The organism is Citrobacter sp. LUTT5 (genome assembly GCF_009905315.1).
In the GTDB taxonomy this organism is placed as follows: domain Bacteria; phylum Pseudomonadota; class Gammaproteobacteria; order Enterobacterales; family Enterobacteriaceae; genus Citrobacter; species Citrobacter freundii.
Genome location: NZ_CP047606.1, coordinates 3008674 through 3031507, shown reverse-complemented (window position 1 = coordinate 3031507; position 22834 = coordinate 3008674). Strand labels below are relative to the sequence as shown.

Annotated in this window: 21 protein-coding genes; 18 read left to right on the top strand and 3 right to left on the bottom strand. The window is 53.0% G+C overall.

All coding sequences use genetic code 11. The features are described 5' to 3' along the window. Window positions 1–12 precede the first annotated feature (12 nt). The 8 genes from flgE to flgL all read left to right on the top strand — a co-directional run bounded on the left by flgE (window position 13) and on the right by flgL (window position 8303). Window positions 13–1224 (top strand): flagellar hook protein FlgE, encoded by a 1212-nt coding sequence (gene flgE, locus GUC46_RS14700; protein WP_044711584.1) that lies wholly within the window; start codon window positions 13–15, stop codon window positions 1222–1224. Between the two features lie 20 nt (window positions 1225–1244). Continuing rightward, a complete protein-coding gene (locus GUC46_RS14695) occupies window positions 1245–2000 on the top strand; it encodes a flagellar basal body rod protein FlgF (RefSeq protein ID WP_003036200.1) in 756 nt (251 codons plus the stop codon). Between the two features lie 13 nt (window positions 2001–2013). Continuing rightward, window positions 2014–2796, top strand: a complete 783-nt coding sequence (flgG, locus tag GUC46_RS14690; RefSeq protein WP_003036202.1) for a flagellar basal-body rod protein FlgG — start codon at window positions 2014–2016, stop codon at window positions 2794–2796. 57 nt (window positions 2797–2853) lie between these two features. Continuing rightward, window positions 2854–3552, top strand: coding sequence for a flagellar basal body L-ring protein FlgH (flgH, locus tag GUC46_RS14685; protein WP_003836756.1), 699 nt, complete (start codon window positions 2854–2856; stop codon window positions 3550–3552). A 33-nt stretch (window positions 3553–3585) separates the two neighbouring features. Further along, the gene (locus tag GUC46_RS14680) at window positions 3586–4662 is read left to right on the top strand and encodes a flagellar basal body P-ring protein FlgI (RefSeq protein ID WP_057063917.1); all 1077 of its coding nucleotides are present in this window, start codon (window positions 3586–3588) and stop codon (window positions 4660–4662) included. After that, window positions 4662–5612, top strand: coding sequence for a flagellar assembly peptidoglycan hydrolase FlgJ (flgJ, locus tag GUC46_RS14675; protein WP_003836755.1), 951 nt, complete (start codon window positions 4662–4664; stop codon window positions 5610–5612). The genes GUC46_RS14680 and flgJ overlap by 1 nt, the downstream gene beginning before the upstream one ends. A gap of 64 nt (window positions 5613–5676) precedes the next feature. Continuing rightward, window positions 5677–7335, top strand: coding sequence for a flagellar hook-associated protein FlgK (gene flgK / locus GUC46_RS14670; protein WP_160180423.1), 1659 nt, complete (start codon window positions 5677–5679; stop codon window positions 7333–7335). Between the two features lie 14 nt (window positions 7336–7349). Continuing rightward, window positions 7350–8303 (top strand): flagellar hook-associated protein FlgL, encoded by a 954-nt coding sequence (flgL, locus tag GUC46_RS14665; protein WP_003836751.1) that lies wholly within the window; start codon window positions 7350–7352, stop codon window positions 8301–8303. Window positions 8304–8380: 77 nt separating this feature from the next. Here the strand turns inward: flgL and GUC46_RS14660 are convergent, their stop codons facing one another. Beyond that, complete coding sequence (locus tag GUC46_RS14660; protein ID WP_130714771.1) at window positions 8381–9580, bottom strand: MFS transporter; 1200 nt, start codon at window positions 9578–9580, stop codon at window positions 8381–8383. Window positions 9581–9601: 21 nt separating this feature from the next. Between GUC46_RS14660 and GUC46_RS14655 the strand changes: the two genes are divergently transcribed. Next, entirely contained in the window at window positions 9602–10654 is a 1053-nt protein-coding gene (locus tag GUC46_RS14655; RefSeq protein ID WP_130714770.1) for a LysR family transcriptional regulator, read from the top strand. Window positions 10655–10667: 13 nt separating this feature from the next. Here the strand turns inward: GUC46_RS14655 and rne are convergent, their stop codons facing one another. Further along, window positions 10668–13931 carry a ribonuclease E gene (rne, locus tag GUC46_RS14650; RefSeq protein ID WP_130714769.1) on the bottom strand — a complete coding sequence of 1088 codons (3264 nt, stop codon included), beginning with the start codon at window positions 13929–13931 and terminating at the stop codon, window positions 10668–10670. 699 nt (window positions 13932–14630) lie between these two features. On the opposite strand from rne, the gene rluC reads away from it, so the two are divergent. Next, window positions 14631–15584 carry a 23S rRNA pseudouridine(955/2504/2580) synthase RluC gene (rluC, locus tag GUC46_RS14645; RefSeq protein WP_003036228.1) on the top strand — a complete coding sequence of 318 codons (954 nt, stop codon included), beginning with the start codon at window positions 14631–14633 and terminating at the stop codon, window positions 15582–15584. A gap of 82 nt (window positions 15585–15666) precedes the next feature. Here the strand turns inward: rluC and GUC46_RS14640 are convergent, their stop codons facing one another. Then, complete coding sequence (locus tag GUC46_RS14640; protein WP_003836743.1) at window positions 15667–16251, bottom strand: nucleoside triphosphate pyrophosphatase; 585 nt, start codon at window positions 16249–16251, stop codon at window positions 15667–15669. 197 nt (window positions 16252–16448) lie between these two features. Here GUC46_RS14640 and yceD point away from each other — a divergent pair, with 197 nt between their 5' ends. From yceD to fabF, 8 genes are all read left to right on the top strand, one after another. Beyond that, window positions 16449–16970 (top strand): 23S rRNA accumulation protein YceD, encoded by a 522-nt coding sequence (yceD, locus tag GUC46_RS14635; RefSeq protein WP_003036239.1) that lies wholly within the window; start codon window positions 16449–16451, stop codon window positions 16968–16970. A 16-nt stretch (window positions 16971–16986) separates the two neighbouring features. Beyond that, complete coding sequence (gene rpmF, locus GUC46_RS14630) at window positions 16987–17160, top strand: 50S ribosomal protein L32 (protein WP_003036242.1); 174 nt, start codon at window positions 16987–16989, stop codon at window positions 17158–17160. Between the two features lie 123 nt (window positions 17161–17283). Beyond that, a complete protein-coding gene (gene plsX / locus GUC46_RS14625; RefSeq protein ID WP_003846798.1) occupies window positions 17284–18363 on the top strand; it encodes a phosphate acyltransferase PlsX in 1080 nt (359 codons plus the stop codon). Window positions 18364–18440: 77 nt separating this feature from the next. After that, entirely contained in the window at window positions 18441–19394 is a 954-nt protein-coding gene (gene fabH / locus GUC46_RS14620; RefSeq protein ID WP_003832181.1) for a beta-ketoacyl-ACP synthase III, read from the top strand. Between the two features lie 15 nt (window positions 19395–19409). Then, the gene (gene fabD / locus GUC46_RS14615; RefSeq protein WP_160180421.1) at window positions 19410–20339 is read left to right on the top strand and encodes an ACP S-malonyltransferase; all 930 of its coding nucleotides are present in this window, start codon (window positions 19410–19412) and stop codon (window positions 20337–20339) included. A 12-nt stretch (window positions 20340–20351) separates the two neighbouring features. Then, window positions 20352–21086 (top strand): 3-oxoacyl-ACP reductase FabG, encoded by a 735-nt coding sequence (gene fabG / locus GUC46_RS14610; protein ID WP_003036255.1) that lies wholly within the window; start codon window positions 20352–20354, stop codon window positions 21084–21086. Between the two features lie 155 nt (window positions 21087–21241). Next, a complete protein-coding gene (gene acpP / locus GUC46_RS14605; RefSeq protein ID WP_000103754.1) occupies window positions 21242–21478 on the top strand; it encodes an acyl carrier protein in 237 nt (78 codons plus the stop codon). Between the two features lie 85 nt (window positions 21479–21563). Beyond that, window positions 21564–22805 carry a beta-ketoacyl-ACP synthase II gene (gene fabF / locus GUC46_RS14600; protein ID WP_003036260.1) on the top strand — a complete coding sequence of 414 codons (1242 nt, stop codon included), beginning with the start codon at window positions 21564–21566 and terminating at the stop codon, window positions 22803–22805. The last annotated feature ends 29 nt before the right edge of the window (window positions 22806–22834 follow it).

Genomic DNA, 22834 nt, shown 5'->3' with positions numbered 1-22834 from the left:
CAGGAGTAAGTCATGGCCTTTTCTCAAGCGGTCAGCGGTCTGAACGCTGCAGCGACCAACCTCGATGTCATTGGTAACAACATCGCCAACTCCGCCACCTACGGTTTTAAATCCGGTACGGCATCTTTTGCCGATATGTTTGCCGGTTCGAAAGTCGGTTTGGGCGTTAAAGTTGCGGGTATTACTCAGGACTTTACTGACGGTACTACCACCAACACCGGACGTGGTCTGGATGTTGCTATCAGCCAGAACGGTTTTTTCCGCATGGTAGACAGTAACGGTTCTGTTTTCTTCAGCCGTAACGGTCAGTTCAAACTCGATGAAAACCGCAATATCGTTAATATGCAGGGGCTGCAGTTGACGGGCTATCCGGCTACCGGTACACCACCGACAGTTCAGCAGGGTGCAAACCCGGGGCCGATTACGATCCCCAACACATTGATGGCGGCACAGGCAACCAGCAAGGCCTCAATGCAGATCAACCTCAACTCATCGGATAAAATCCCGACAACGACAAAGTTTGATCCGAAAGATGCTGACAGCTATAACAAAAAAGGCCCCGTCACCGTTTATGACAGTCTGGGAAATGCCCACGAAGTTAACGCCTATTTTGTAAAACAGCCTGATAACAAATGGGCTGTCTATACCGTTGATAGCAGTGATCCTAAGGCTGCTGTACCAACCGCACCGACGTCCACGCTGGAATTTGATACTAATGGAGCGCTAATCGGCGGCGGTACATTCAATATCACCACAGCTGCGCTCAATGGCGCACCGGCTGTCACCTTCGCAATGAGTTTCCAGAACTCCATGCAGCAGAACACCGGTGCCAACAACATTGTTGCCACTAAACAGGACGGCTACAAACCAGGCGATCTGGTGAGCTACCAGATTAACAATGACGGTACCGTAGTCGGCAACTACTCCAACGAACAGCAACAGGTTCTAGGACAGATCGTGCTGGCAAACTTTGCCAACAACGAAGGTCTGGCGTCTCAGGGCGACAACGTCTGGGCGGCCACTCAGGCCTCCGGTGTGGCGCTGCTGGGTACCGCGGGTACGGGTAACTTCGGCAAGCTGACCAACGGGGCGCTTGAAGCGTCAAACGTGGATTTGAGTAAAGAACTGGTGAATATGATTGTCGCCCAGCGTAACTATCAGTCGAACGCGCAGACCATCAAAACCCAGGATCAGATCCTCAACACGCTGGTCAACCTGCGCTAAGCGCCTGACGGGATGGCTTAATGGATCACGCAATTTATACCGCCATGGGCGCGGCCAGTCAGACGCTGAATCAACAGGCGGTGACGGCCAGCAACCTGGCAAACGCCTCCACGCCAGGGTTTCGTGCGCAGCTCAATGCACTGCGCGCGGTTCCTGTAGAAGGATTGTCTTTACCGACGCGTACGCTGGTCGTGGCCTCCACACCGGGGGCCGACATGACGCCGGGTCAGATGGACTATACCTCCCGCCCGCTGGATGTGGCGCTGCAACAGGATGGCTGGTTGGCTGTGCAGACCGCGGATGGTAGCGAAGGATATACCCGTAACGGCGCTATTCAGGTAAGCCCAACGGGTGAACTGACAATTCAGGGACACCCGGTAATTGGCGAAGCCGGACCGATAGCCGTACCGGAAGGTTCAGAAGTCACCATTGCGGCGGACGGGACAATTTCTGCACTTAACCCTGGCGATCCGGCGAATACCGTAGCGCCAGTGGGGCGGCTGAAGCTGGTGAAGGCAACAGGGATCGAAGTGCAACGTGGCGATGACGGTATGTTCCGTCTGACCCAGGCCGCACAGGCTACCCGTGGTGCGACGTTACAGGCCGACCCCAGTATCCGTGTGATGTCGGGCGTGCTGGAAGGCAGTAACGTTAAACCGGTTGCTGCGATGAGCGACATGATCGCCAACGCCCGCCGCTTTGAAATGCAGATGAAAATTATCAGTAGCGTGGATGATAACGCGGGCCGCGCCAACCAACTGCTGTCGATGAGTTAATACAGGACATTTTATGATCAGTTCATTATGGATCGCCAAAACCGGCCTGGATGCGCAGCAAACCAACATGGATGTGATTGCCAACAACCTGGCAAACGTCAGCACCAACGGATTTAAGCGTCAACGCGCCGTGTTTGAAGATCTGTTGTACCAGACGATTCGTCAGCCTGGCGCACAGTCTTCTGAACAAACCACGCTGCCGTCTGGTTTGCAGATTGGTACCGGTGTACGTCCGGTTGCAACCGAGCGTTTACACAGCCAGGGTAACCTGTCGCAGACCAACAACAGTAAAGATGTGGCGATTAAAGGCCAGGGCTTTTTCCAGGTCATGTTGCCCGATGGTACGTCCGCTTATACCCGCGACGGTTCTTTCCAGGTGGATCAGAACGGCCAGTTGGTGACGGCGGGTGGTTTTCAGGTTCAGCCTGCCATCACCATTCCGGCTAACTCGCTCAGTATCACCATTGGACGCGACGGTATTGTCAGCGTGACCCAGCAGGGACAGGCGGCGCCTGTTCAGGTCGGGCAGCTTAACCTGACAACATTTATGAACGATACCGGTCTGGAAAGCATTGGTGAGAATCTGTACACCGAAACGCAGTCATCCGGTGCGCCGAACGAGAGCACGCCGGGGTTGAACGGCGCGGGTCTGCTGTATCAGGGCTATGTTGAAACCTCTAACGTCAACGTGGCGGAAGAGCTGGTAAACATGATCCAGGTTCAGCGCGCTTACGAAATCAACAGTAAAGCGGTATCGACCACCGATCAGATGCTGCAAAAACTGACGCAACTCTAAAGTGGAGTCCGGTGGGGTGAAAACCTCACCGGCACACTGATTTTGAAGATGACCGCAATGCGAAAATACGCGCTTCACCCATACCCTATTTTAGCCCTGCTGGTGGTTTCACTAACAGGATGTGCCTGGATCCCGGCCACGCCCCTCGTGCAGGGTGCGACGACTGCCCAGCCCGTTCCAGGTCCAACGCCGGTGGCGAATGGCTCAATCTTCCAGTCGGCACAACCGATTAACTATGGTTATCAGCCACTCTTTGAAGACCGTCGTCCACGCAATATTGGCGATACGCTGACCATCGTATTGCAGGAAAACGTCAGCGCGAGCAAAAGCTCTTCGGCGAACGCCAGCCGCGACGGCAAGACAAACTTTGGCTTTGATACCGTACCGCGCTATCTGCAAGGTCTGTTCGGTAACGAACGTGCCGACGTAGAAGCCTCAGGCGGTAACTCCTTTAACGGTAAAGGCGGCGCGAACGCCAGAAATACCTTCAGCGGTACGCTGACCGTAACGGTCGATCAGGTACTGGTGAATGGCAACTTACATGTCGTGGGTGAAAAACAGATCGCCATAAATCAGGGCACTGAATTCATTCGCTTCTCCGGGGTCGTTAACCCGCGCACCATCAGTGGCAGCAACTCCGTACCGTCAACCCAGGTTGCGGACGCGCGTATTGAGTACGTCGGCAACGGCTACATCAATGAAGCGCAAAATATGGGCTGGTTGCAGCGTTTCTTCCTTAACTTGTCGCCGATGTAAGCGAGGTACCCCGTGTTTAAATTTTTTGTTGGAATGGCACTGGTGCTGGTAACCGCCTTCGCGCATGCCGACCGTATTCGTGACCTGACCAGCGTGCAGGGCGTGCGGGAAAACTCGCTGATTGGTTATGGGTTGGTTGTGGGTCTGGATGGTACAGGTGACCAGACCACCCAGACGCCGTTTACCACGCAAACGCTCAACAACATGCTGTCGCAGTTGGGGATCACCGTGCCCACCGGCACCAATATGCAGTTGAAAAACGTGGCAGCGGTAATGGTCACCGCCCAGTTCCCGGCCTTTGGTCGTCAGGGGCAAACTATTGACGTTGTAGTCTCTTCCATGGGGAACGCTAAAAGCCTGCGCGGCGGAACGCTGCTGATGACCCCGTTAAAAGGGGTCGATAGTCAGGTATATGCGTTGGCGCAGGGGAATATTCTGGTTGGCGGTGCCGGCGCTGCTGCGGGTGGCAGCAGCGTGCAGGTAAACCAGCTCAATGGCGGACGCATTACCAACGGCGCGACCATCGAACGTGAATTACCCAGCCAGTTCGGCGGCGGTAACACCATTAATCTGCAACTGAATAATGAAGATTTCACGATGGCGCAGCAGATTACCGACACCATTAACCGCTCGCGTGGCTTTGGCAGCGCAACGGCGTTGGATGCCCGCACTATTCAGGTGCGCGTGCCAAGCGGCAACAGCTCGCAGGTGCGTTTCCTTGCTGATATCCAGAATATGGAGGTGAACGTCACGCCGCAGGATGCGAAAGTGATTATCAACTCGCGCACCGGATCTGTCGTCATGAACCGCGAAGTAACGCTGGATAGCTGTGCCGTGGCACAAGGCAACTTGTCGATCACGGTGAACCGCCAGGCGAACGTCAGCCAGCCGGACACACCGTTTGGCGGTGGACAAACCGTAGTGACGCCACAAACTCAGATTGACCTGCGCCAAAGTGGTGGTTCGCTGCAAAGCGTGCGTTCCAGCGCCAACCTGAACAATGTTGTGCGTGCGCTGAATGCGCTGGGAGCAACGCCGATGGATTTGATGTCCATTCTGCAATCGATGCAGAGCGCGGGTTGCTTACGCGCCAAACTGGAAATCATCTAATGATTGGTGACAGCAAACTGCTGACCAGTGCCGCCTGGGATGCGCAATCTCTGAACGAACTGAAAGCGAAAGCGGGTCAGGACCCGGCGGCGAATATCCGCCCGGTCGCCCGTCAGGTTGAAGGGATGTTCGTGCAAATGATGTTGAAAAGCATGCGTGAAGCGTTACCGAAAGATGGCGTGTTTAGCAGCGATTCAACGCGCTTGTATACCAGCATGTATGACCAACAAATTGCGCAGCAGATGACCGCAGGCAAAGGTCTGGGGCTGGCTGAAATGATGGTCAAGCAGATGACTGAAGGGCAAGCGCAACCTGCGGATGACGCGCCGCAGGTGCCGATGAAGTTTTCACTGGAAACGGTGACCAGCTATCAAAATCAGGCACTGACGCAACTGGTCCGCAAAGCCATCCCCCGGGCGACAGAAAGTAATGATCAGCCGCTGTCAGGTGACAGCAAAGACTTCCTCGCCCAGCTGTCACTGCCGGCTAAGCTGGCCAGTCAGCAGAGCGGGGTCCCGCATCATCTGATTTTGGCGCAGGCGGCGCTGGAGTCCGGATGGGGGCAGCGACAAATTCGTCGCGAGAATGGCGAACCGAGTTTCAACATTTTTGGTGTGAAGGCTTCGGGAAGCTGGAAAGGTCCAACCACTGAAATCACCACCACTGAATATGAGAACGGTGAGGCGAAAAAGGTGAAAGCCAGATTCCGTGTCTATAGCTCTTACCTTGAGGCTTTGTCGGATTATGTCGGTCTGATATCCCGTAACCCGCGCTATGCGGCGGTGACCGCTGCCGCGACCGCCGAACAGGGGGCGCAGGCATTGCAAAATGCGGGTTACGCCACAGACCCTAACTATGCACGTAAATTAACCAGCATGATCCAGCAGTTGAAATCGATGAGCGAAAAGGTGAGTAAAACCTACAGCACGAATCTCGATAATCTCTTTTAAATAGCTCAAGTCTACCGACCTGCTGCCGATAATAACGAGTATTGAAGGATTACAAGGAACCTCCATGTCCAGCTTGATTAATAACGCGATGAGTGGACTCAGCGCAGCGCAGGCCGCGTTGAATGCTGCCAGTAATAACATCTCCAGCTATAACGTTGCCGGATATACCCGACAAACAACAATTATGGCGCAAGCGAACAGCACGCTGGGTGCGGGGGGCTGGGTAGGCAATGGCGTCTATGTTTCTGGTGTACAACGTGAATATGACTCCTTTATCACTAACCAGTTGAGAGCAGCGCAGAACCAGAGCAGCGGTCTGACGACGCGCTATGAGCAAATGTCAAAAATCGATAATTTGCTCTCCAGCAAAACCAGCTCTATTTCGACCTCAATGCAGGTTTTTTTTACCAGCCTGCAGACGCTGGTCAGTAACGCCGAAGATCCGGCGGCGCGCCAGGCTCTGATCGGCAAAGCGGAAGGTTTAGTCAACCAGTTCAGAACAACCGACCAATATCTGCGGGATCAGGACAAGCAGGTAAACACGGCGATTAAGGCCAGCGTTGACCAGATCAACAATTACTCGAAACAGATTGCCAACCTTAACGACCAGATTTCCCGTATGACGGGCGTCGGCGCGGGGGCATCGCCGAACGATTTACTCGACCAGCGCGACCAGTTGGTGAGTGAACTGAACCAAATTGTCGGCGTGGAAGTCAGCGTGCAGGACGGCGGGACTTACAACGTGACCATGGCGAATGGCTATTCGCTGGTGCAGGGCAGCAACGCTCGCCAACTGGCGGCAGTCCCTTCCAGCGACGATCCCTCTCGCACGACTGTCGCTTATGTTGACGGCGTGGCCGGAGAAGTTGCCATCCCGGAAAAGCTGATCACGACCGGTTCGCTGGGCGGGCTGTTGACGTTCCGTTCGCAGGAACTCGACCAAACGCGTAATACCCTTGGTCAGTTGGCTCTCGCTTTTGCTGATGCGTTTAACACGCAGCACAAAGAAGGTTTTGATGCCAACGGCGACCCGGGCAAAAACTTTTTCGATATTGGTGGCCCGGCAGTCCTTAGCAATACGACGAATAAAGGGACCGGTGCGCTTGATGTTAAAATAACGGATAGTTCGTCGGTGCAAGCCACAGACTATAAAATTACGTTTGATGGTACTGACTGGCAGGTAACCCGTCTGGCTGACAATACCAGCTTTAAGCCGACCGTCACTGGCGGAAAAATGTCGTTTGATGGGCTGGAAATCACTGTCAAAAATGGTGCGCTGGCAAATGACAGTTTTACGGTGAAACCCGTGGGTGACGCCATTATCAATATGAAAGTGGCGGTGACCGATGAGTCGAAAATCGCCATGGCAGAAGTATCCAAAAACGACCTTGATCCGAATGTTGATAAAGGCAAAAGCGATAACCGTAACGGTCAAAAGCTGCTGGATCTGCAAACCAAGTCTACCGTCGGTGATAAAACGTTTAATGATGCCTACGCTACGCTGGTGAGCGATGTCGGGAACAAAACGGCGACGCTGAAAACCAGCGCCACCACTCAGAACAACGTGGTAACGCAGCTTTATAAGCAGCAGCAGTCTATTTCCGGGGTTAACCTCGATGAAGAGTACGGAAATTTGCAGCGTTATCAACAATATTACCTGGCTAACGCGCAAGTTCTGCAAACTGCGAATGCGCTGTTTGATGCACTGATCAATATTCGCTAAGGGAGAGGGAGACTATGCGTATTAGCACCCAGATGATGTACCAGCAGAATATGCGCGGCATCACTAACTCTCAGGCGGAATGGATGAAGTTCGGCGAGCAGATGTCGACGGGTAAACGCGTGATCAATCCATCTGACGATCCGATTGCCGCCTCGCAGGCCGTAGTACTTTCGCAGGCTCAGGCGCAGAACAGCCAATACACGCTGGCGCGTTCATTCGCGACGCAAAAAGTATCGCTGGAAGAGAACGTGCTGAATCAGGTGACGACGGCGATCCAGACCGCGCAGGAAAAAATCGTTAGTGCGGGAAACGGTACGTTAAGTGATGATGACCGTGCATCGTTGGCCACCGACCTGCAGGGGATCCGCGATCAACTGATGAACCTGGCGAACAGCACCGACGGTAATGGGCGCTACATTTTTGGCGGATATAAAACAGAATCTGCACCGTTTGCCCAGGCTGATGGCGCTTACAGCGGCGGTACGACAAACGTCACCCAGCAGGTTGATGCCTCCCGGACCATGGTGATTGGTCATACCGGTGATAAAGTCTTCGCCAGTCTGACCAGCAACGCCGTACCGGAGCCAGGCGGCGGTACCCAGGAAAAGAATGTGTTCAAAATGTTGGATACTGCTATTGATGCGCTTAAGACACCGGTTGAGGGCAATGATGCGGCAAAAGCTACTGCCACTGCAGCCATCGATAAAACCAGCCGAGGTCTTAAAAACTCGCTGAATAATGTGCTGTCCGTGCGTGCAGAATTAGGCACGCAGCTTAGCGAATTGAGCTCGCTGGATTCACTGGGCGCCGATCGTGCATTGGGGCAAACTCAGCAGATGAGTAATCTGGTGGATGTCGACTGGAACGCCGCGATTTCGTCTTACGTGATGCAACAAGCCGCACTACAGGCATCGTATAAAACGTTTACTGATATGCAGGGAATGTCGCTGTTCCAGCTTAACCGGTAACGATCCATTTTGAACATATCATGAAACTGGGTATGTTTGTCTGCCCGCTCCTTTAACACCCCGGAGCGGGCATTTTTTTAGGCAACCGACGCCTTACTAAGCGACGGGTTCCCCGTCAGTCTTATGACCAACGCGATCGCACTGCTGAATGTTGCCAGCGTCACCACTCCTTCCCAGTTGGCAAGCGCATAGACCTGACTCCCGAGAACGGAACCCAGCGCCATACCGATAAACACCATCGTAAACAGCAGAGCGTTCAATCGTCCTCGTGCCTGAGGCTCCAGGCTATAGACCAGGTTTTGGTGGGCAACCAGGCTGGATTGCAATCCGAGATCAAAACCTACCGCCGAAAGGGCGATAAGCAGCCACTGCCCCTGAACGGGCAGGGCGGGTAACAAAAACATCAGTGCGAAAGATACCGTTACCAGCAAAGCACCCAATTGCGTCACTTTTGCTGCACCCACTTTATCAGCAAGATGGCCCGCCATCGGTGCAGCAAGCGCTCCGGCTGCTCCCGCGATACCAAAAGCACCCGCTATAGCGCTACCCAGGTGGTAATGCTCAGATAACATCACCGCCAGCGTAGACCAGAAGGCGCTAAAAGCAATGGACAGAAAGCCTTGTGCCAGTGCTGCGCGGCGCAAGGTGGAATATTGTTGCCAAAGTTGCACCATCGAGAGCATTAATGATGGATAGCTCAACGTGGAATGGACCGTAAAACGAGGCAGTGCTTTCCACATAATCGCGGTAATTACGGCAATGCTAACGGCAGCAAGTTGATACATCTCACGCCAGCCAAACGCCTCACCGACCAGTCCACTGACGGTACGTGAGAGTAAAATTCCCAGCAGAAGGCCTGTCATCACGGTGCCCACCGTTTTTCCCTGTTTGCCTTCGGGCGCCAGTATTGCCGCCGCAGGCACAATATCTTGTGCCATGGTTGCCGCCATGCCCATCAACAGGCTCACTATTAACAGTGAATGCAACTGCCCGGTAAAGCTGCATGCCAGAAGCAGCACAGCAAGAGAGATACTTTTCAGCAGGATTAATGTCCTGCGGTCATAACGATCGCCCAATGGCAATAAAAACAAAATACCCAGCGCGTATCCCGCCTGGGTCAGCGTCGGGACCAACCCCATGCCGGTAATACTTAAGTTCAGATCCTGACCCATTAAAGGCAGAAGGGGTTGAGCATAGTAGATAGCAGCGACACTGAATCCGGCACCTACTGCCAGAACGAAAGTGACCCAACGGGAAAGTGCGGTATATGTGTTCACAAATGATTCCTCAATCACAGGATGTGCGGCTATTTTTATCCTTCAGCGAGTGGCGTGGTAGCGAGTGCAGTGGTAAAACAGTTATACGTCAGACGTATGATGAAACTGAAAATGATAAAAAATGAGCGTATAGACAGGGTGGAGCTGATGCGTACGTTTGTACGTATTGTCGAAGCAGGATCGCTTTCGGCAGCGGCAAAACAGATGGGGACAACGCAAGCGACCGTAAGCCGACGGTTGCAATCCCTGGAAACCCTGCTGGGTGTGAAACTGATCATGCGTACCACGCATGCGATGAAATTGACCGACGACGGCGAAAGAGGCTACCAGCATGCCAAGAAGATTATTGATGCCTGGCTGGCGCTGGAAGATGGACTTAATGTCACAGAAGATGAACCGGTGGGGACGTTGCGAGTCCGTGCACCGCATGCGTTCGGGCAACAACAACTGCTTGAGCCGCTTTTGCAGTTTCTTTCGCGTTATCCCCAGGTAGCAGTAGAGTGGATGCTCAACGATAAAACCGTTGATTTTCTGAGCGATAATATTGACTGCGCTATCAGGGTTGGTGCCGAGGTGGATCCGGCCACGGTTGCCGTTTTACTGGCTGAAGTTCCCCGTAGTATGGTGGCGAGCCCTGGGCTGCTGGAACAATTCGGCGAGCTTTCTCATCCTGAGCAGTTATCAGCGCTGCCCTGGATTGCCGTGAATACGTTTTATCAACATAGCGTTTCGTTGTTGCACCAATTGCGTAATGAGCCAGTCACGTTGAATATTTCACCCAGATTAAGTACCGACAGTATTTATGTCGCAAGGAATGCCGCGCTGGCGGGGTTGGGAGTGACTATTGTTTCAAGTTGGATGGTGGCGGAGGATATTGCCAACGGACGTCTGGTTGCGTTGCTACCTGAGTGGCATGCGGCGCCGTTGCCTGTACATTTGGTTTATCCGTGGGCGCGTTACTATCCGATTCGCTTACGCAAGTTTCTGGCCTTAATGAAGGATGTTATGCCGCAGCTGACGGGGATGAAAGGCGTAGATCAGATAAAAAAAAGCCGACCCGAAGGCCGGCTTTGATATTGATTATGGCTTACTCGACAGGCTGAGGACGTGTTGCTGGCGCAGTCGCTTGATGCGTTGCACTGTGTCCACCTGCGGCACCTTTGCCTTCAAAGGCGAATGCCGGACGCTGCCAGTCGCTATGACGCGGCGCTTCTGGCACATATTCCGGTGCCGGGGCGCGGGTCATCGGTGCGGTCGCATGGCTGTGAAGGTGTTCAGCATCAACACTGGCTGCGACAACTTCAGGCTTAACGACAGTCGCTTCTACAATTGGCGCTGCAACAACTTCCTGCGGCGCAGCAATCTCTTCAGCAACTGGCGCTGTTTCCACAACTTCGGCAATCTCTTCAACCACTTCTGGCTGGGAAATAACAACCTCTGCAGGCTCTTCAACAACCGGCGCAGTCACAACGTCAGCCACAGGTTCGGCTTCAGCGGCGATTTCTTCTGCAACGGGCGCATCAGATGCAGCGATAATTTGCGGTTGTTCCTCGACCGGGGTCGCAATGACTTCCGGATGCGTGGTTTCAACCTGTGTGGTTTCAACAACGGGGGCCTGAGGCTCAGCTACGACAATCTCTGGCTGCACGGCTTCAACTGGCGCAGGGGCATCCACAATATGTTCCACGGCAGCTGCAGCAACCTGAGGCTCTACGGCGACAGGTGCGACTTGCTGCTGGACCATTTCTTGTTCGCGCTGTTCTTCAACCTGCTGATCCTGAGGACGTGCGACAGGGTAGCGGATCCAAACTTTACCGGACGCTAATTCAGGAGATGCACAGGCGACCGTTAACGGCATCGGTGACTGAACCGGATAACGCTCGTCACGGTAACGACGACGACGCTGTCCACTGACGCGCAGATGGCGAGGGGAGCGACGGGAACGACGCGGCATACCATTGGAGTCACGCGCGTCGCTGTTGTCTTCCTGCTCAGTCGCAACGACGGCTGGCAGATCAACTTTCGCCAGTTCGGTGCGTTGTGCTGGTGCAGGCTGTTCTGTTGGCTGAGCGGCAGCGGTTTCAGCGACTACTGCGGCAGTTGCTACTTCGGCTTCAACCGCCGGGCTGTCAGTGAAACGCACTTTCTGAGTCAACTGACGCTGTTTACGGCGAGTCTGAGGCTGACGTACGCGCTCTTCCTGCTCGGCATCCTGCACAGGTTGTTCAGCCTGGTTCAGCTCTTTAACTTCCTGCTGAGCCTGACGCTTGTCATCGTTACGACGGCGGTTGCGTTCGCGACGCGGAGCCTGCTGCTCATCGCCAGATTTCGCTTTGTCTGCAACGTCAGTAGTTTGCTGGCGGTTATCGCGAGCTTCCGCATTTTGCTGCTGTGACTGACGACGGTTACGGCGGTTATCTTCACGGTTTTCGCCGTTTTCTGAACGTTCGTTACGGTTGTCACGGTCACCGCGATTATCACGGTTATCACGACGATCGTTACGGTCGCGACGATTGTTCTGACGCGGTTTACGACGATCCTGCTGGCGTTCGGTTTTCTCTTCAGCTTTCGGCGCAGGTTGTTCAACCGGCTTCACTTCTTCGCTACCACCGAAGATGGACTTCAGTGCGCCAAAGAAACGGCTAATCAAACCGGGCTGTTCGGCAACGGCTGCGGTCGCTGCCGCAGCTTTAGGCGCGGCGGCTTTCGCGGCAGGTTCCTGCAGAGCAGGAGCTGGCGGAACGTCTGGCATGGCGAAGGTGGCCAGCGCCGGTTGCTCAGGCTGTTTACGCTCGACGTACTCTTCTTCCGTCGGCAATGCCATTGCCTCTTCATGCAGTTTCGGCAGTAGATAGCTCAGGGTCGGGGTTTCTTCCCCTTTACGTACGCGCAGCACAGAATAGTGCGGGGTTTCCATCTGATCGTTTGGCACGATCACACAGCGCACGCCATTCTGACGCGTCTCGATTGCATTTACCGCGGTACGCTTTTCGTTGAGCAGGTAGGAAGCGATCGGCACAGGAACAATAGCGTGTACTTCCTGCGTATTTTCTTTCAGTGCTTCTTCTTCGATCAGACGCAGAATAGACAGCGACAGTGATTCGTTATCACGTACGGTACCGGTGCCGGAGCAGCGCGGGCACACGTGATGGCTGGATTCACCCAGTGACGGGCTCAGACGCTGACGGGACATTTCCAGCAGACCGAAGCGAGAAATATGGCTGATCTGAATACGCGCTCTGTCCTGGCGTACGGCCTCGCGCAGACGGTTTTCAACCGCGCGCTGGTGACGAACCGGTGTCATATCAATGAAGTCGATTACAATCAGACCGCCGAGATCGCGCAGACGCAGCTGACGTGCAATTTCATCGGCTGCTTCAAGGTTGGTGTTGAACGCTGTTTCTTCGATGTCGCCGCCGCGGGTTGCGCGTGCGGAGTTGATATCGATAGCGGTCAGTGCTTCAGTGCTGTCGATAACGATTGAGCCGCCGGACGGCAGACGCACTTCGCGTTGGAACGCGGACTCAATCTGAGACTCGATCTGATAGTGGCTGAACAGCGGGATTTCGCCGGTGTACAGTTTGATTTTGCTGCTGAAATCCGGACGACCCAGCGCGGCGATGTGCTGACGCGCCATCTCCATGACTTTTGGGTTGTCGATGAGGATTTCGCCGATGTCCTGGCGCAGATAGTCGCGGAAGGCACGCACGATAACGTTGCTTTCCTGATGGATCAGGAACGGAGCAGGGCGGCTGTCAGCGGCTTTTTGAATCGCTTCCCAGTGCTTCAGGCGGAAGCTTAGATCCCACTGCAGCGCTTCGGCGGATTTGCCTACACCTGCGGTACGCACGATAAGCCCCATGCCATCAGGCAGTTCCAGGCTTGCCAGCGCTTCTTTTAATTCGGTACGGTCGTCGCCTTCAATGCGACGGGAGATGCCGCCCGCGCGCGGGTTGTTCGGCATCAGAACCAGATAACTACCCGCCAGGCTGATAAAGGTAGTCAGCGCAGCGCCTTTGTTGCCGCGTTCTTCTTTATCGATCTGAACGATGACTTCCTGACCTTCACGCAACACGTCTTTAATGTTGGGGCGACCATGGGAGTTGTAGTTAGCGGGAAAGTATTCGCGGGCAATTTCTTTTAACGGGAGGAAACCGTGACGTTCAGCGCCGTAATCAACAAAAGCAGCTTCCAGACTCGGTTCAATACGGGTAATTTTGCCTTTATAGATGTTGGCTTTTTTCTGTTCGTGTCCAGGACTTTCGATATCCAGATCGTACAGACGTTGCCCATCTACAAGGGCGACACGCAACTCTTCCTGCTGAGTCGCGTTAATTAACATTCTTTTCATCGTAACTTACTCATTATTCTTACATTGACGACTAAGCTGCGGGCAGAGTAATGCCTTTCCGGGTGTGAACCGATGGCCTCGTGTCTATTCGCGTCGCCAACCTCACGGTTATCGTCAGCTCAAAGAGGCGCAGAGTGTCGGTTGCCTGTATTTCATACGGAAACACAGCGCAATTATCAGGGGAACAGTCTGGGTGTTACTCTCCAGAGAAGCTTCCATTGTGCTTGTCGTCTTTCACGCTGTCGGTGCGTTGGCTTTATCTTCTCACCCTGGTCACTTACAGGAGTAAGAACCTGGGGGTATCCAGACTTGCCGCCTTCCTACAATGTGAAATCCATAGAGCACTTACCGGTAAGGACTGCAACCCGCAGCCCGCTAACTGCCTGAAAGATCAATACGTCTTACGCCATTGCTGCGTTGATGATCGGTCGGGCAAAATTGGGTCATTCCGGAAAAGTTCTTGTTTTAACAAGATTCAACACGGAAACAACCGCATTATTCCACTGCTAACCTTGTTATAGCAAGATGACTTTTGCCATTTATCACCCGGTTACTCACAGTTTTTTCACTTCCGCGTAGTGATTGCTTTAATAACCACCAAATCGGCTATGTCAAACTTAAGTAATAAGGTATAGCAGTTAATATAAGCATAGAAAAATGTGTGGCGCGAATCTTGATGGCTATTTAAAATCGGCCCCCATGAAAACAGAGACTCCAGCCGTAAAAACAGTTGCCATTACTGCCGACGAAGCAGGGCAACGCATCGACAACTTTTTGCGCACCCAGCTTAAGGGCGTGCCGAAAAGTATGATTTATCGCATTTTGCGTAAAGGCGAAGTGCGGGTGAATAAAAAACGCATTAAACCCGAGTACAAACTCGAAGATGGGGATATTGTGCGTATTCCACCTGTGCGTGTCGCTGAACGTGAAGAAGAGGCCATTTCGCCAAACCTGCAGAAGGTTGCGGCGCTGACCGATGTCATTTTATATGAAGATGACCACATTCTGGTGCTGAACAAACCTTCAGGTACGGCCGTGCATGGCGGAAGCGGGTTAAGCTTTGGCGTCATTGAAGGATTACGTGCGTTGCGTCCGGAAGCGCGTTTCCTTGAGCTGGTGCATCGCCTCGACCGGGATACCTCCGGTGTGCTGCTGGTTGCCAAAAAACGCTCAGCCTTGCGTTCATTGCATGAACAACTGCGTGAAAAAGGCATGCAGAAAGATTACCTCGCGCTGGTTCGAGGCCAATGGCAGTCGCATGTCAAAACCGTGCAGGCGCCGCTGTTAAAGAACATTCTGCAAAGCGGCGAGCGTATCGTGCGGGTGAATCAGGAAGGCAAACCGTCAGAAACACGTTTTAAAGTGGAAGAGCGCTATGCGTTTGCCACGCTTGTGCGCTGTAGCCCGGTGACCGGACGTACGCACCAGATCCGTGTGCATACCCAGTATGCCGGTCATCCAATTGCTTTTGACGATCGCTACGGTGACCGTGAGTTCGATAAGCAACTGGCGGATACGGGGTTGAACCGACTTTTCCTGCATGCCGCAGCGTTGAAGTTTACTCATCCAGGTACGGGGGAAGTGATGCGTATTGAAGCGCCAATGGATAAGCAGTTGAAGCGCTGCCTCGAGGTATTACGCAGCAAAGCCTGATGCGCGTTGCTTATCAGGCCTACAATCGTGTGATGGACCGTAGGCCTGATAAGACGCATCGCGTCGACATCATGCAGATTAATCAGGCGTTCAACGGGTTCATTTCTTCCCGCCGCAGCATTTGACACAACGCGATCAGCGGCAAACCTACCAAGGTATTTGGGTCACGACCCTCCAGGCGTTCAAAGAGTGCAATACCTAACCCTTCACTTTTGAAACTACCTGCACAATGGAGCGGACGCTCTTTGCGCAGATAATCATCAATTTCCGCCTCGCTTAAATGACGGAAATGGACGTCAAAAGGTTCTACTTCAGTTTGTAAATGTCCGGTCGCAGAATTATACAGCGCCAGTCCGGTGTAAAATGTCACAATATTGCCACGGGCTTTGAGTAATTGCTGGCGCGCATTTTCTTCTGTTAATGGTTTGCCGGTTATTTCACCATCAAGAACACAAATTTGATCGGAGCCAATAATCAGATGCGAGGGATAACGGTGGGCGAGTGATTGCGCTTTTTGCTGCGCCAGTCGCAACACCAGATGACGTGGCGCCTCGCCTGGTAATGGTGTTTCATCAACCTCTGGTGCTGCGCATTCGAACGGAATTGCCAGTTTTTCGAGTAAAGCGCGACGCCAGGGAGAGGTGGAAGCAAGAATAAGTTGAGGCATATTTTTTCCCTCGCATATAGCGTATTGATGAGAGCCATTTTAAACTATGGACTTCGACCTACAAGCTGGCTGTAGTGGCTTGTCTTGAGCGATTTTAAGTCGATGACCCGCAATGTGTGCGAATTATTGGCAAAAGGCAACCACAGGCTGCCTTTTTCTTTGACTATATGACGTTACAAAGTTAATATGCGCGCCCTATGCAAAAGGTAAAATTACCCCTGACTCTTGATCCGGTTCGTACGGCTCAAAAACGCCTCGATTATGAAGGTATCTATACTTCTGATCTGGTTGAGCGCGTCGCCGATTCTGTAGTCAGTGTGGACAGTGATGTGGAATGCTCCATGTCGTTCGCTATCGATAACCAGCGTCTCGCCGTTATAACCGGTGATGCGAAGGTATCGGTTACGCTCGAATGTCAGCGTTGCGGGAAACCGTTCCCACTTCATGTACACACAACATATTGTTTTAGTCCTGTCCGTTCTGACGAGCAGGCTGAAGCACTCCCGGAAGCGTATGAGCCGATTGAGGTTAACGAATTCGGTGAAATCGATCTGCTTGCAATGGTTGAAGATGAGATTATCCTCTCCTTGCCGGTAGTTCCGGTGCATGATTCTGAACACTGTGAAGTGTCCGAGGCGGACATGGTCTTTGGCGAATTGCCTGATGAAGCGCAAAAACCAAACCCATTTGCCGTATTAGCCAGCTTAAAGCGTAAGTAATTGAGGAGTAAGGTCCATGGCCGTACAACAGAATAAACCAACCCGTTCCAAACGTGGCATGCGTCGTTCTCATGACGCTCTGACCGCAGTCACCAGCCTGTCTGTAGACAAAACTTCTGGTGAACAACACCTGCGTCACCACATCACTGCCGACGGTTTCTACCGTGGCCGTAAGGTAATCGCTAAGTAATCACGCATGACTCAATGGCTTTCCCACCCCTGGTGAGAAAGACAAAGAGTGAACGCGTGATGAAGCTTAGTGAGGCTTTCCCCGGGTAACTGGGGAAACACCTAACCGGGCAGCGACGATACCTTGACACGTCTAACCCTGGCGTTAGATGTCATGGGGGGAGATTTTGGCCCTACCGTGACAGTGCCTGCAGCATTGCAGGCACTGAATTCTAATTCGCAACTCACACTTCTTTTAGTCGGGGATCCCGATACAATCACGCCATTACTTGCCAAAGCTGACTTCGAACAACGTTCGCGTCTGCAGATTATCCCTGCTCAGTCAGTTATTGCCAGTGATGCCCGGCCCTCGCAAGCTATTCGCGCCAGTCGTGGAAGCTCAATGCGTGTTGCCCTGGAGCTCGTGAAAGAAGGTCAGGCACAAGCTTGTGTCAGCGCCGGTAATACGGGCGCACTGATGGGACTTGCGAAGTTATTGCTCAAACCCCTTGAGGGAATTGAGCGTCCGGCGTTGGTGACGGTTTTACCGCATCAGCAAAAGGGCAAAACGGTGGTGCTGGATTTGGGCGCCAACGTAGATTGTGATAGCACGATGTTGGTGCAATTTGCCGTCATGGGTTCCGTGCTGGCAGAAGAGGTTGTTGGCATTGCCAATCCTCGCGTAGCGTTACTCAACATCGGCGAAGAAGAAACGAAAGGTCTCGACAGTATTCGAGATGCTTCAGCTGTGCTAAAAACAATCCCTTCCATTAATTATATCGGCTATCTTGAAGCCAATGAGTTACTGACTGGCAAAACCGATGTGTTGGTCTGTGACGGCTTTACAGGTAATGTCACATTAAAGACGATGGAAGGTGTTGTCAGAATGTTCCTTTCACTGCTGAAATCTCAGGGTGAGGGCAAAAAACGGTCGTGGTGGCTTCTGTTATTAAAACGTTGGTTACAAAAAAGCCTGACAAGGCGATTTAGTCACCTCAACCCCGACCAGTATAATGGCGCCTGTCTGTTAGGATTGCGCGGCACGGTGATTAAGAGTCATGGTGCGGCCAATCAGCGAGCATTTGAAGTCGCGATTGAACAGGCAGTGCAGGCGGTGCAGCGACAAGTTCCTCAGCGAATTGCCGCTCGCCTGGAATCTGTATACCCAGCTGGATTCGAACTGCTGGACGGTGGCGAAAGCGCAACCTCACGAGCACACAGATAACGGTGCGTTTGTGAATGTGGCCAACGTATCAGCGATTTGCTCGTGGCGGTATATAACCAAAAAGTGACTGAGCGTACATGTATACGAAGATTATTGGTACTGGCAGCTATCTGCCTGAACAAGTGCGTACTAACGCCGATTTGGAAAAAATGGTTGAGACATCTGATGAGTGGATCGTCACTCGTACAGGTATCCGTGAACGCCATATTGCAGCGCCAAATGAAACAGTTGCGACGATGGGCTTTGCCGCCGCAAACCGTGCGATTGAAATGGCGGGCATCGACAAAGAACAAATTGGTCTGATTGTGGTTGCTACCACATCATCCACTCACGCATTTCCAAGCGCGGCGTGCCAGATCCAAAGTATGCTGGGGATCAAAGGCTGTCCGGCGTTTGACGTTGCAGCAGCTTGCGCTGGTTTCACTTACGCCCTGAGCGTTGCCGACCAGTATGTTAAATCTGGCGCAGTTAAGCATGCTCTGGTCGTTGGCTCTGATGTTCTGGCGCGCACCTGTGATCCAACCGATCGCGGAACGATCATCATTTTCGGTGATGGGGCGGGCGCGGTTGTACTGAGCGCATCAGAAGAGCCAGGCATTCTCTCCACGCATCTGCACGCTGACGGTCGCTATGGCGAACTGTTGACGCTGCCTAACGCCGATCGCGTGAACCCAGAAAACCCGATCCATCTGACGATGGCGGGTAACGAAGTATTTAAAGTCGCGGTGACCGAGCTTGCGCACATCGTTGATGAAACGCTGGAAGCCAATAATCTCGACCGTTCTGCGCTGGACTGGCTGGTACCGCATCAGGCTAACCTGCGCATTATCAGCGCGACAGCTAAAAAGCTGGGTATGTCGATGGATAATGTTGTCGTGACGCTCGACAGACATGGTAATACCTCTGCTGCCTCCGTACCGTGCGCGCTGGACGAAGCTGTCCGCGACGGGCGTATTAAAGCTGGGCAGTTGATATTGCTTGAAGCCTTCGGGGGTGGATTCACCTGGGGCTCCGCGCTGGTTCGTTTCTAGTATAAGGATTTAAACATGACGCAATTTGCATTTGTGTTTCCGGGGCAGGGTTCCCAGACCGTTGGGATGTTGTCTGAAATGGCAGCAAGCTACCCGATTGTTGAAGAAACATTTGCTGAAGCATCAGCTGCGCTGGGCTATGATCTGTGGGCGTTGACTCAGCAGGGTCCGGCCGAAGAACTGAATAAAACCTGGCAGACGCAGCCAGCGCTGTTGACCGCATCTGTCGCGCTTTATCGCGTATGGCAGCAGCAGGGTGGTAAAACACCTGCGCTGATGGCGGGTCACAGCCTGGGCGAATATTCTGCGCTGGTCTGCGCAGGCGTGATCGCATTTGCTGATGCCGTACGTCTGGTAGAACTGCGCGGTAAGTTCATGCAGGAAGCTGTACCAGAAGGCACAGGCGGTATGTCTGCGATTATCGGTCTTGATGATGCGTCTATCGCTAAAGCATGTGAAGAGTCAGCAGAAGGTCAGGTCGTTTCTCCGGTCAACTTCAACTCGCCAGGTCAGGTGGTTATCGCGGGTCATAAAGAAGCGGTTGAACGTGCGGGCGCTGCCTGTAAAGCTGCGGGTGCGAAACGTGCTCTGCCACTGCCAGTTAGCGTGCCGTCTCACTGTGCGCTGATGAAGCCTGCTGCTGAGAAACTGGCCGTTGAGCTGCAGAAAATCACCTTTAACGCACCGATGGTTCCGGTCGTGAACAACGTCGATGTGAAGTGTGAAACCACGGCAGACGCTATTCGCGATGCGTTGGTTCGTCAGCTGTATAGCCCGGTTCAGTGGACTAAAACCGTTGAATTTATGGCGTCCCAGGGCGTAGAGCACCTGTATGAAGTCGGTCCGGGTAAAGTTCTGACCGGTTTGACGAAACGTATTGTTGACACCCTGACTGCTTCGGCACTGAATGAGCCGGCGGCACTGTCTGCGGCGCTAGAGCAATAAAAGAGGAAGACCATGAGTTTTGAAGGAAAAATCGCGCTGGTTACCGGTGCAAGCCGTGGCATTGGCCGCGCAATTGCTGAGACACTCGTTGCCCGTGGCGCGAAAGTTATCGGTACTGCTACCAGCGAAAGCGGCGCGCAGGCCATTAGTGATTATTTAGGTGCAAATGGTAAAGGTCTGATGTTGAATGTGACCGATCCTGCATCTATCGAATCTGTTCTGGAAAATATTCGCGCAGAATTTGGTGAAGTCGATATCCTGGTCAATAATGCCGGGATTACTCGTGATAACCTGTTAATGCGCATGAAAGATGACGAGTGGAACGATATCATCGAAACCAACCTGTCATCTGTTTTCCGTCTGTCAAAAGCGGTAATGCGAGCTATGATGAAAAAGCGTCATGGGCGTATTATCACTATCGGTTCTGTGGTTGGTACCATGGGAAATGCGGGTCAGGCTAACTACGCTGCGGCGAAAGCGGGTCTGATCGGCTTCAGTAAATCACTGGCGCGCGAAGTTGCGTCTCGTGGCATTACTGTAAACGTTGTTGCTCCGGGCTTTATTGAAACGGACATGACGCGTGCGCTGTCTGATGATCAGCGTGCGGGTATTCTGGCGCAGGTTCCTGCGGGTCGCCTTGGCGGCGCTCAGGAAATCGCCAGTGCGGTTGCATTTTTAGCTTCTGACGAAGCAAGTTACATCACAGGTGAGACTTTGCACGTCAACGGCGGGATGTACATGGTTTAACCACGATTGAAAAATATTTGCGTTATTAGGGGGAATGGCCTCAAAATAGCGCAAAATCGTGGTAAGACCTGCCGGGATTTAGTTGCAAATTTTTCAACATTTTATACACTACGAAAACCATCGCGAAAGCGAGTTTTGATAGGAAATTTAAGAGTATGAGCACTATCGAAGAACGCGTTAAGAAAATTATCGGCGAACAGCTGGGCGTTAAGCAGGAAGAAGTAACCAACAATGCTTCCTTCGTTGAAGACCTGGGCGCAGATTCTCTTGACACCGTTGAGCTGGTAATGGCTCTGGAAGAAGAGTTTGATACTGAGATTCCGGACGAAGAAGCTGAGAAAATCACTACCGTTCAGGCTGCCATTGATTACATCAACGGCCACCAGGCGTAAGTGAACATCTCCAGGCGGTCATTCGACCGCCTGAGTTTTATCTTTTTATCCCACTTGAATTATTTTCCCTCCCTGGAGGACAACCGTGTCTAAGCGTCGTGTAGTTGTGACCGGACTGGGCATGTTGTCTCCTGTCGGCAATACCGTAGAGTCTACCTGGAAAGCTCTCCTTGCCGGTCAGAGTGGCATCAGCCTGATCGACCATTTCGATACTAGCGCCTATGCAACGAAATTTGCTGGCTTAGTAAAGGATTTTAACTGTGAAGACATTATCTCGCGCAAAGAACAGCGCAAGATGGATGCTTTCATTCAATATGGAATTGTCGCTGGCGTTCAGGCCATGCAGGATTCTGGCCTCGAAATAACGGAAGAGAACGCCCACCGTATTGGCGCCGCTATCGGCTCTGGTATTGGCGGTCTCGGTCTTATCGAAGAAAACCATACCTCTCTGGTAAATGGTGGACCGCGTAAGATCAGCCCGTTCTTCGTTCCGTCGACGATTGTTAACATGGTGGCAGGTCACCTGACCATCATGTACGGCCTGCAAGGGCCAAGCATCTCCATCGCGACCGCCTGTACTTCAGGCGTGCATAACATCGGTCATGCTGCACGTATCATTGCATACGGCGATGCGGACGCGATGGTTGCGGGTGGTGCAGAAAAAGCCAGTACGCCGCTGGGCGTGGGTGGTTTTGGCGCGGCACGTGCGCTGTCTACGCGTAATGATAACCCGCAAGCGGCAAGCCGTCCGTGGGACAAAGAACGTGATGGCTTTGTGCTGGGCGACGGCGCAGGCATGGTTGTACTGGAAGAGTACGAACATGCGAAAGCGCGCGGTGCAAAAATCTATGCTGAAGTCGTTGGCTTCGGTATGAGCAGTGATGCTTACCACATGACGTCACCACCGGAAAACGGTGCAGGCGCTGCGCTGGCAATGGTCAACGCGCTGCGTGATGCGGCTATCGAAGCGGGTCAGATTGGCTATGTCAACGCGCATGGTACGTCTACGCCTGCAGGCGATAAAGCAGAAACCCAGGCAGTGAAATCTGTCTTTGGTGATGCGGCAAGCCGTGTAATGGTAAGCTCCACCAAATCTATGACCGGACACCTGTTGGGTGCGGCGGGCGCGGTAGAGTCTATTTTCTCTATCCTGGCGCTGCGCGATCAGGCTATTCCGCCAACCATCAACCTGGATAACCCGGATGAGGGTTGTGATCTGGACTTCGTACCTCACGAAGCGCGTCAGGTTAGTGGTCTGGAGTATGCACTGTGTAACTCCTTTGGCTTCGGTGGTACCAACGGCTCTTTGATCTTTAAAAAGATTTAAGCCCGTTAGGAGATGCGCTAGCATCGATA

Excerpts from the sequence above, each read along its gene's own strand:
- fabG (WP_003036255.1), top strand. The coding sequence starts at position 20,352 with ATGAGTTTTGAAGGAAAAATCGCGCTGGTTACCGGTGCAAGCCGTGGC.
- GUC46_RS14695 (WP_003036200.1), top strand. The coding sequence starts at position 1,245 with ATGGATCACGCAATTTATACCGCCATGGGCGCGGCCAGTCAGACGCTG.
- acpP (WP_000103754.1), top strand. The coding sequence starts at position 21,242 with ATGAGCACTATCGAAGAACGCGTTAAGAAAATTATCGGCGAACAGCTG.
- GUC46_RS14680 (WP_057063917.1), top strand. The coding sequence starts at position 3,586 with ATGGCACTGGTGCTGGTAACCGCCTTCGCGCATGCCGACCGTATTCGT.
- yceD (WP_003036239.1), top strand. The coding sequence starts at position 16,449 with ATGCAAAAGGTAAAATTACCCCTGACTCTTGATCCGGTTCGTACGGCT.
- flgL (WP_003836751.1), top strand. The coding sequence starts at position 7,350 with ATGCGTATTAGCACCCAGATGATGTACCAGCAGAATATGCGCGGCATC.
- GUC46_RS14640 (WP_003836743.1), bottom strand. The coding sequence starts at position 16,251 with ATGCCTCAACTTATTCTTGCTTCCACCTCTCCCTGGCGTCGCGCTTTA.
- flgK (WP_160180423.1), top strand. The coding sequence starts at position 5,677 with ATGTCCAGCTTGATTAATAACGCGATGAGTGGACTCAGCGCAGCGCAG.
- GUC46_RS14655 (WP_130714770.1), top strand. The coding sequence starts at position 9,602 with ATGTGCGGCTATTTTTATCCTTCAGCGAGTGGCGTGGTAGCGAGTGCA.
- flgE (WP_044711584.1), top strand. The coding sequence starts at position 13 with ATGGCCTTTTCTCAAGCGGTCAGCGGTCTGAACGCTGCAGCGACCAAC.
- rpmF (WP_003036242.1), top strand. The coding sequence starts at position 16,987 with ATGGCCGTACAACAGAATAAACCAACCCGTTCCAAACGTGGCATGCGT.
- flgJ (WP_003836755.1), top strand. The coding sequence starts at position 4,662 with ATGATTGGTGACAGCAAACTGCTGACCAGTGCCGCCTGGGATGCGCAA.
- flgH (WP_003836756.1), top strand. The coding sequence starts at position 2,854 with ATGCGAAAATACGCGCTTCACCCATACCCTATTTTAGCCCTGCTGGTG.
- fabH (WP_003832181.1), top strand. The coding sequence starts at position 18,441 with ATGTATACGAAGATTATTGGTACTGGCAGCTATCTGCCTGAACAAGTG.
- rne (WP_130714769.1), bottom strand. The coding sequence starts at position 13,931 with ATGAAAAGAATGTTAATTAACGCGACTCAGCAGGAAGAGTTGCGTGTC.
- flgG (WP_003036202.1), top strand. The coding sequence starts at position 2,014 with ATGATCAGTTCATTATGGATCGCCAAAACCGGCCTGGATGCGCAGCAA.
- fabD (WP_160180421.1), top strand. The coding sequence starts at position 19,410 with ATGACGCAATTTGCATTTGTGTTTCCGGGGCAGGGTTCCCAGACCGTT.
- rluC (WP_003036228.1), top strand. The coding sequence starts at position 14,631 with ATGAAAACAGAGACTCCAGCCGTAAAAACAGTTGCCATTACTGCCGAC.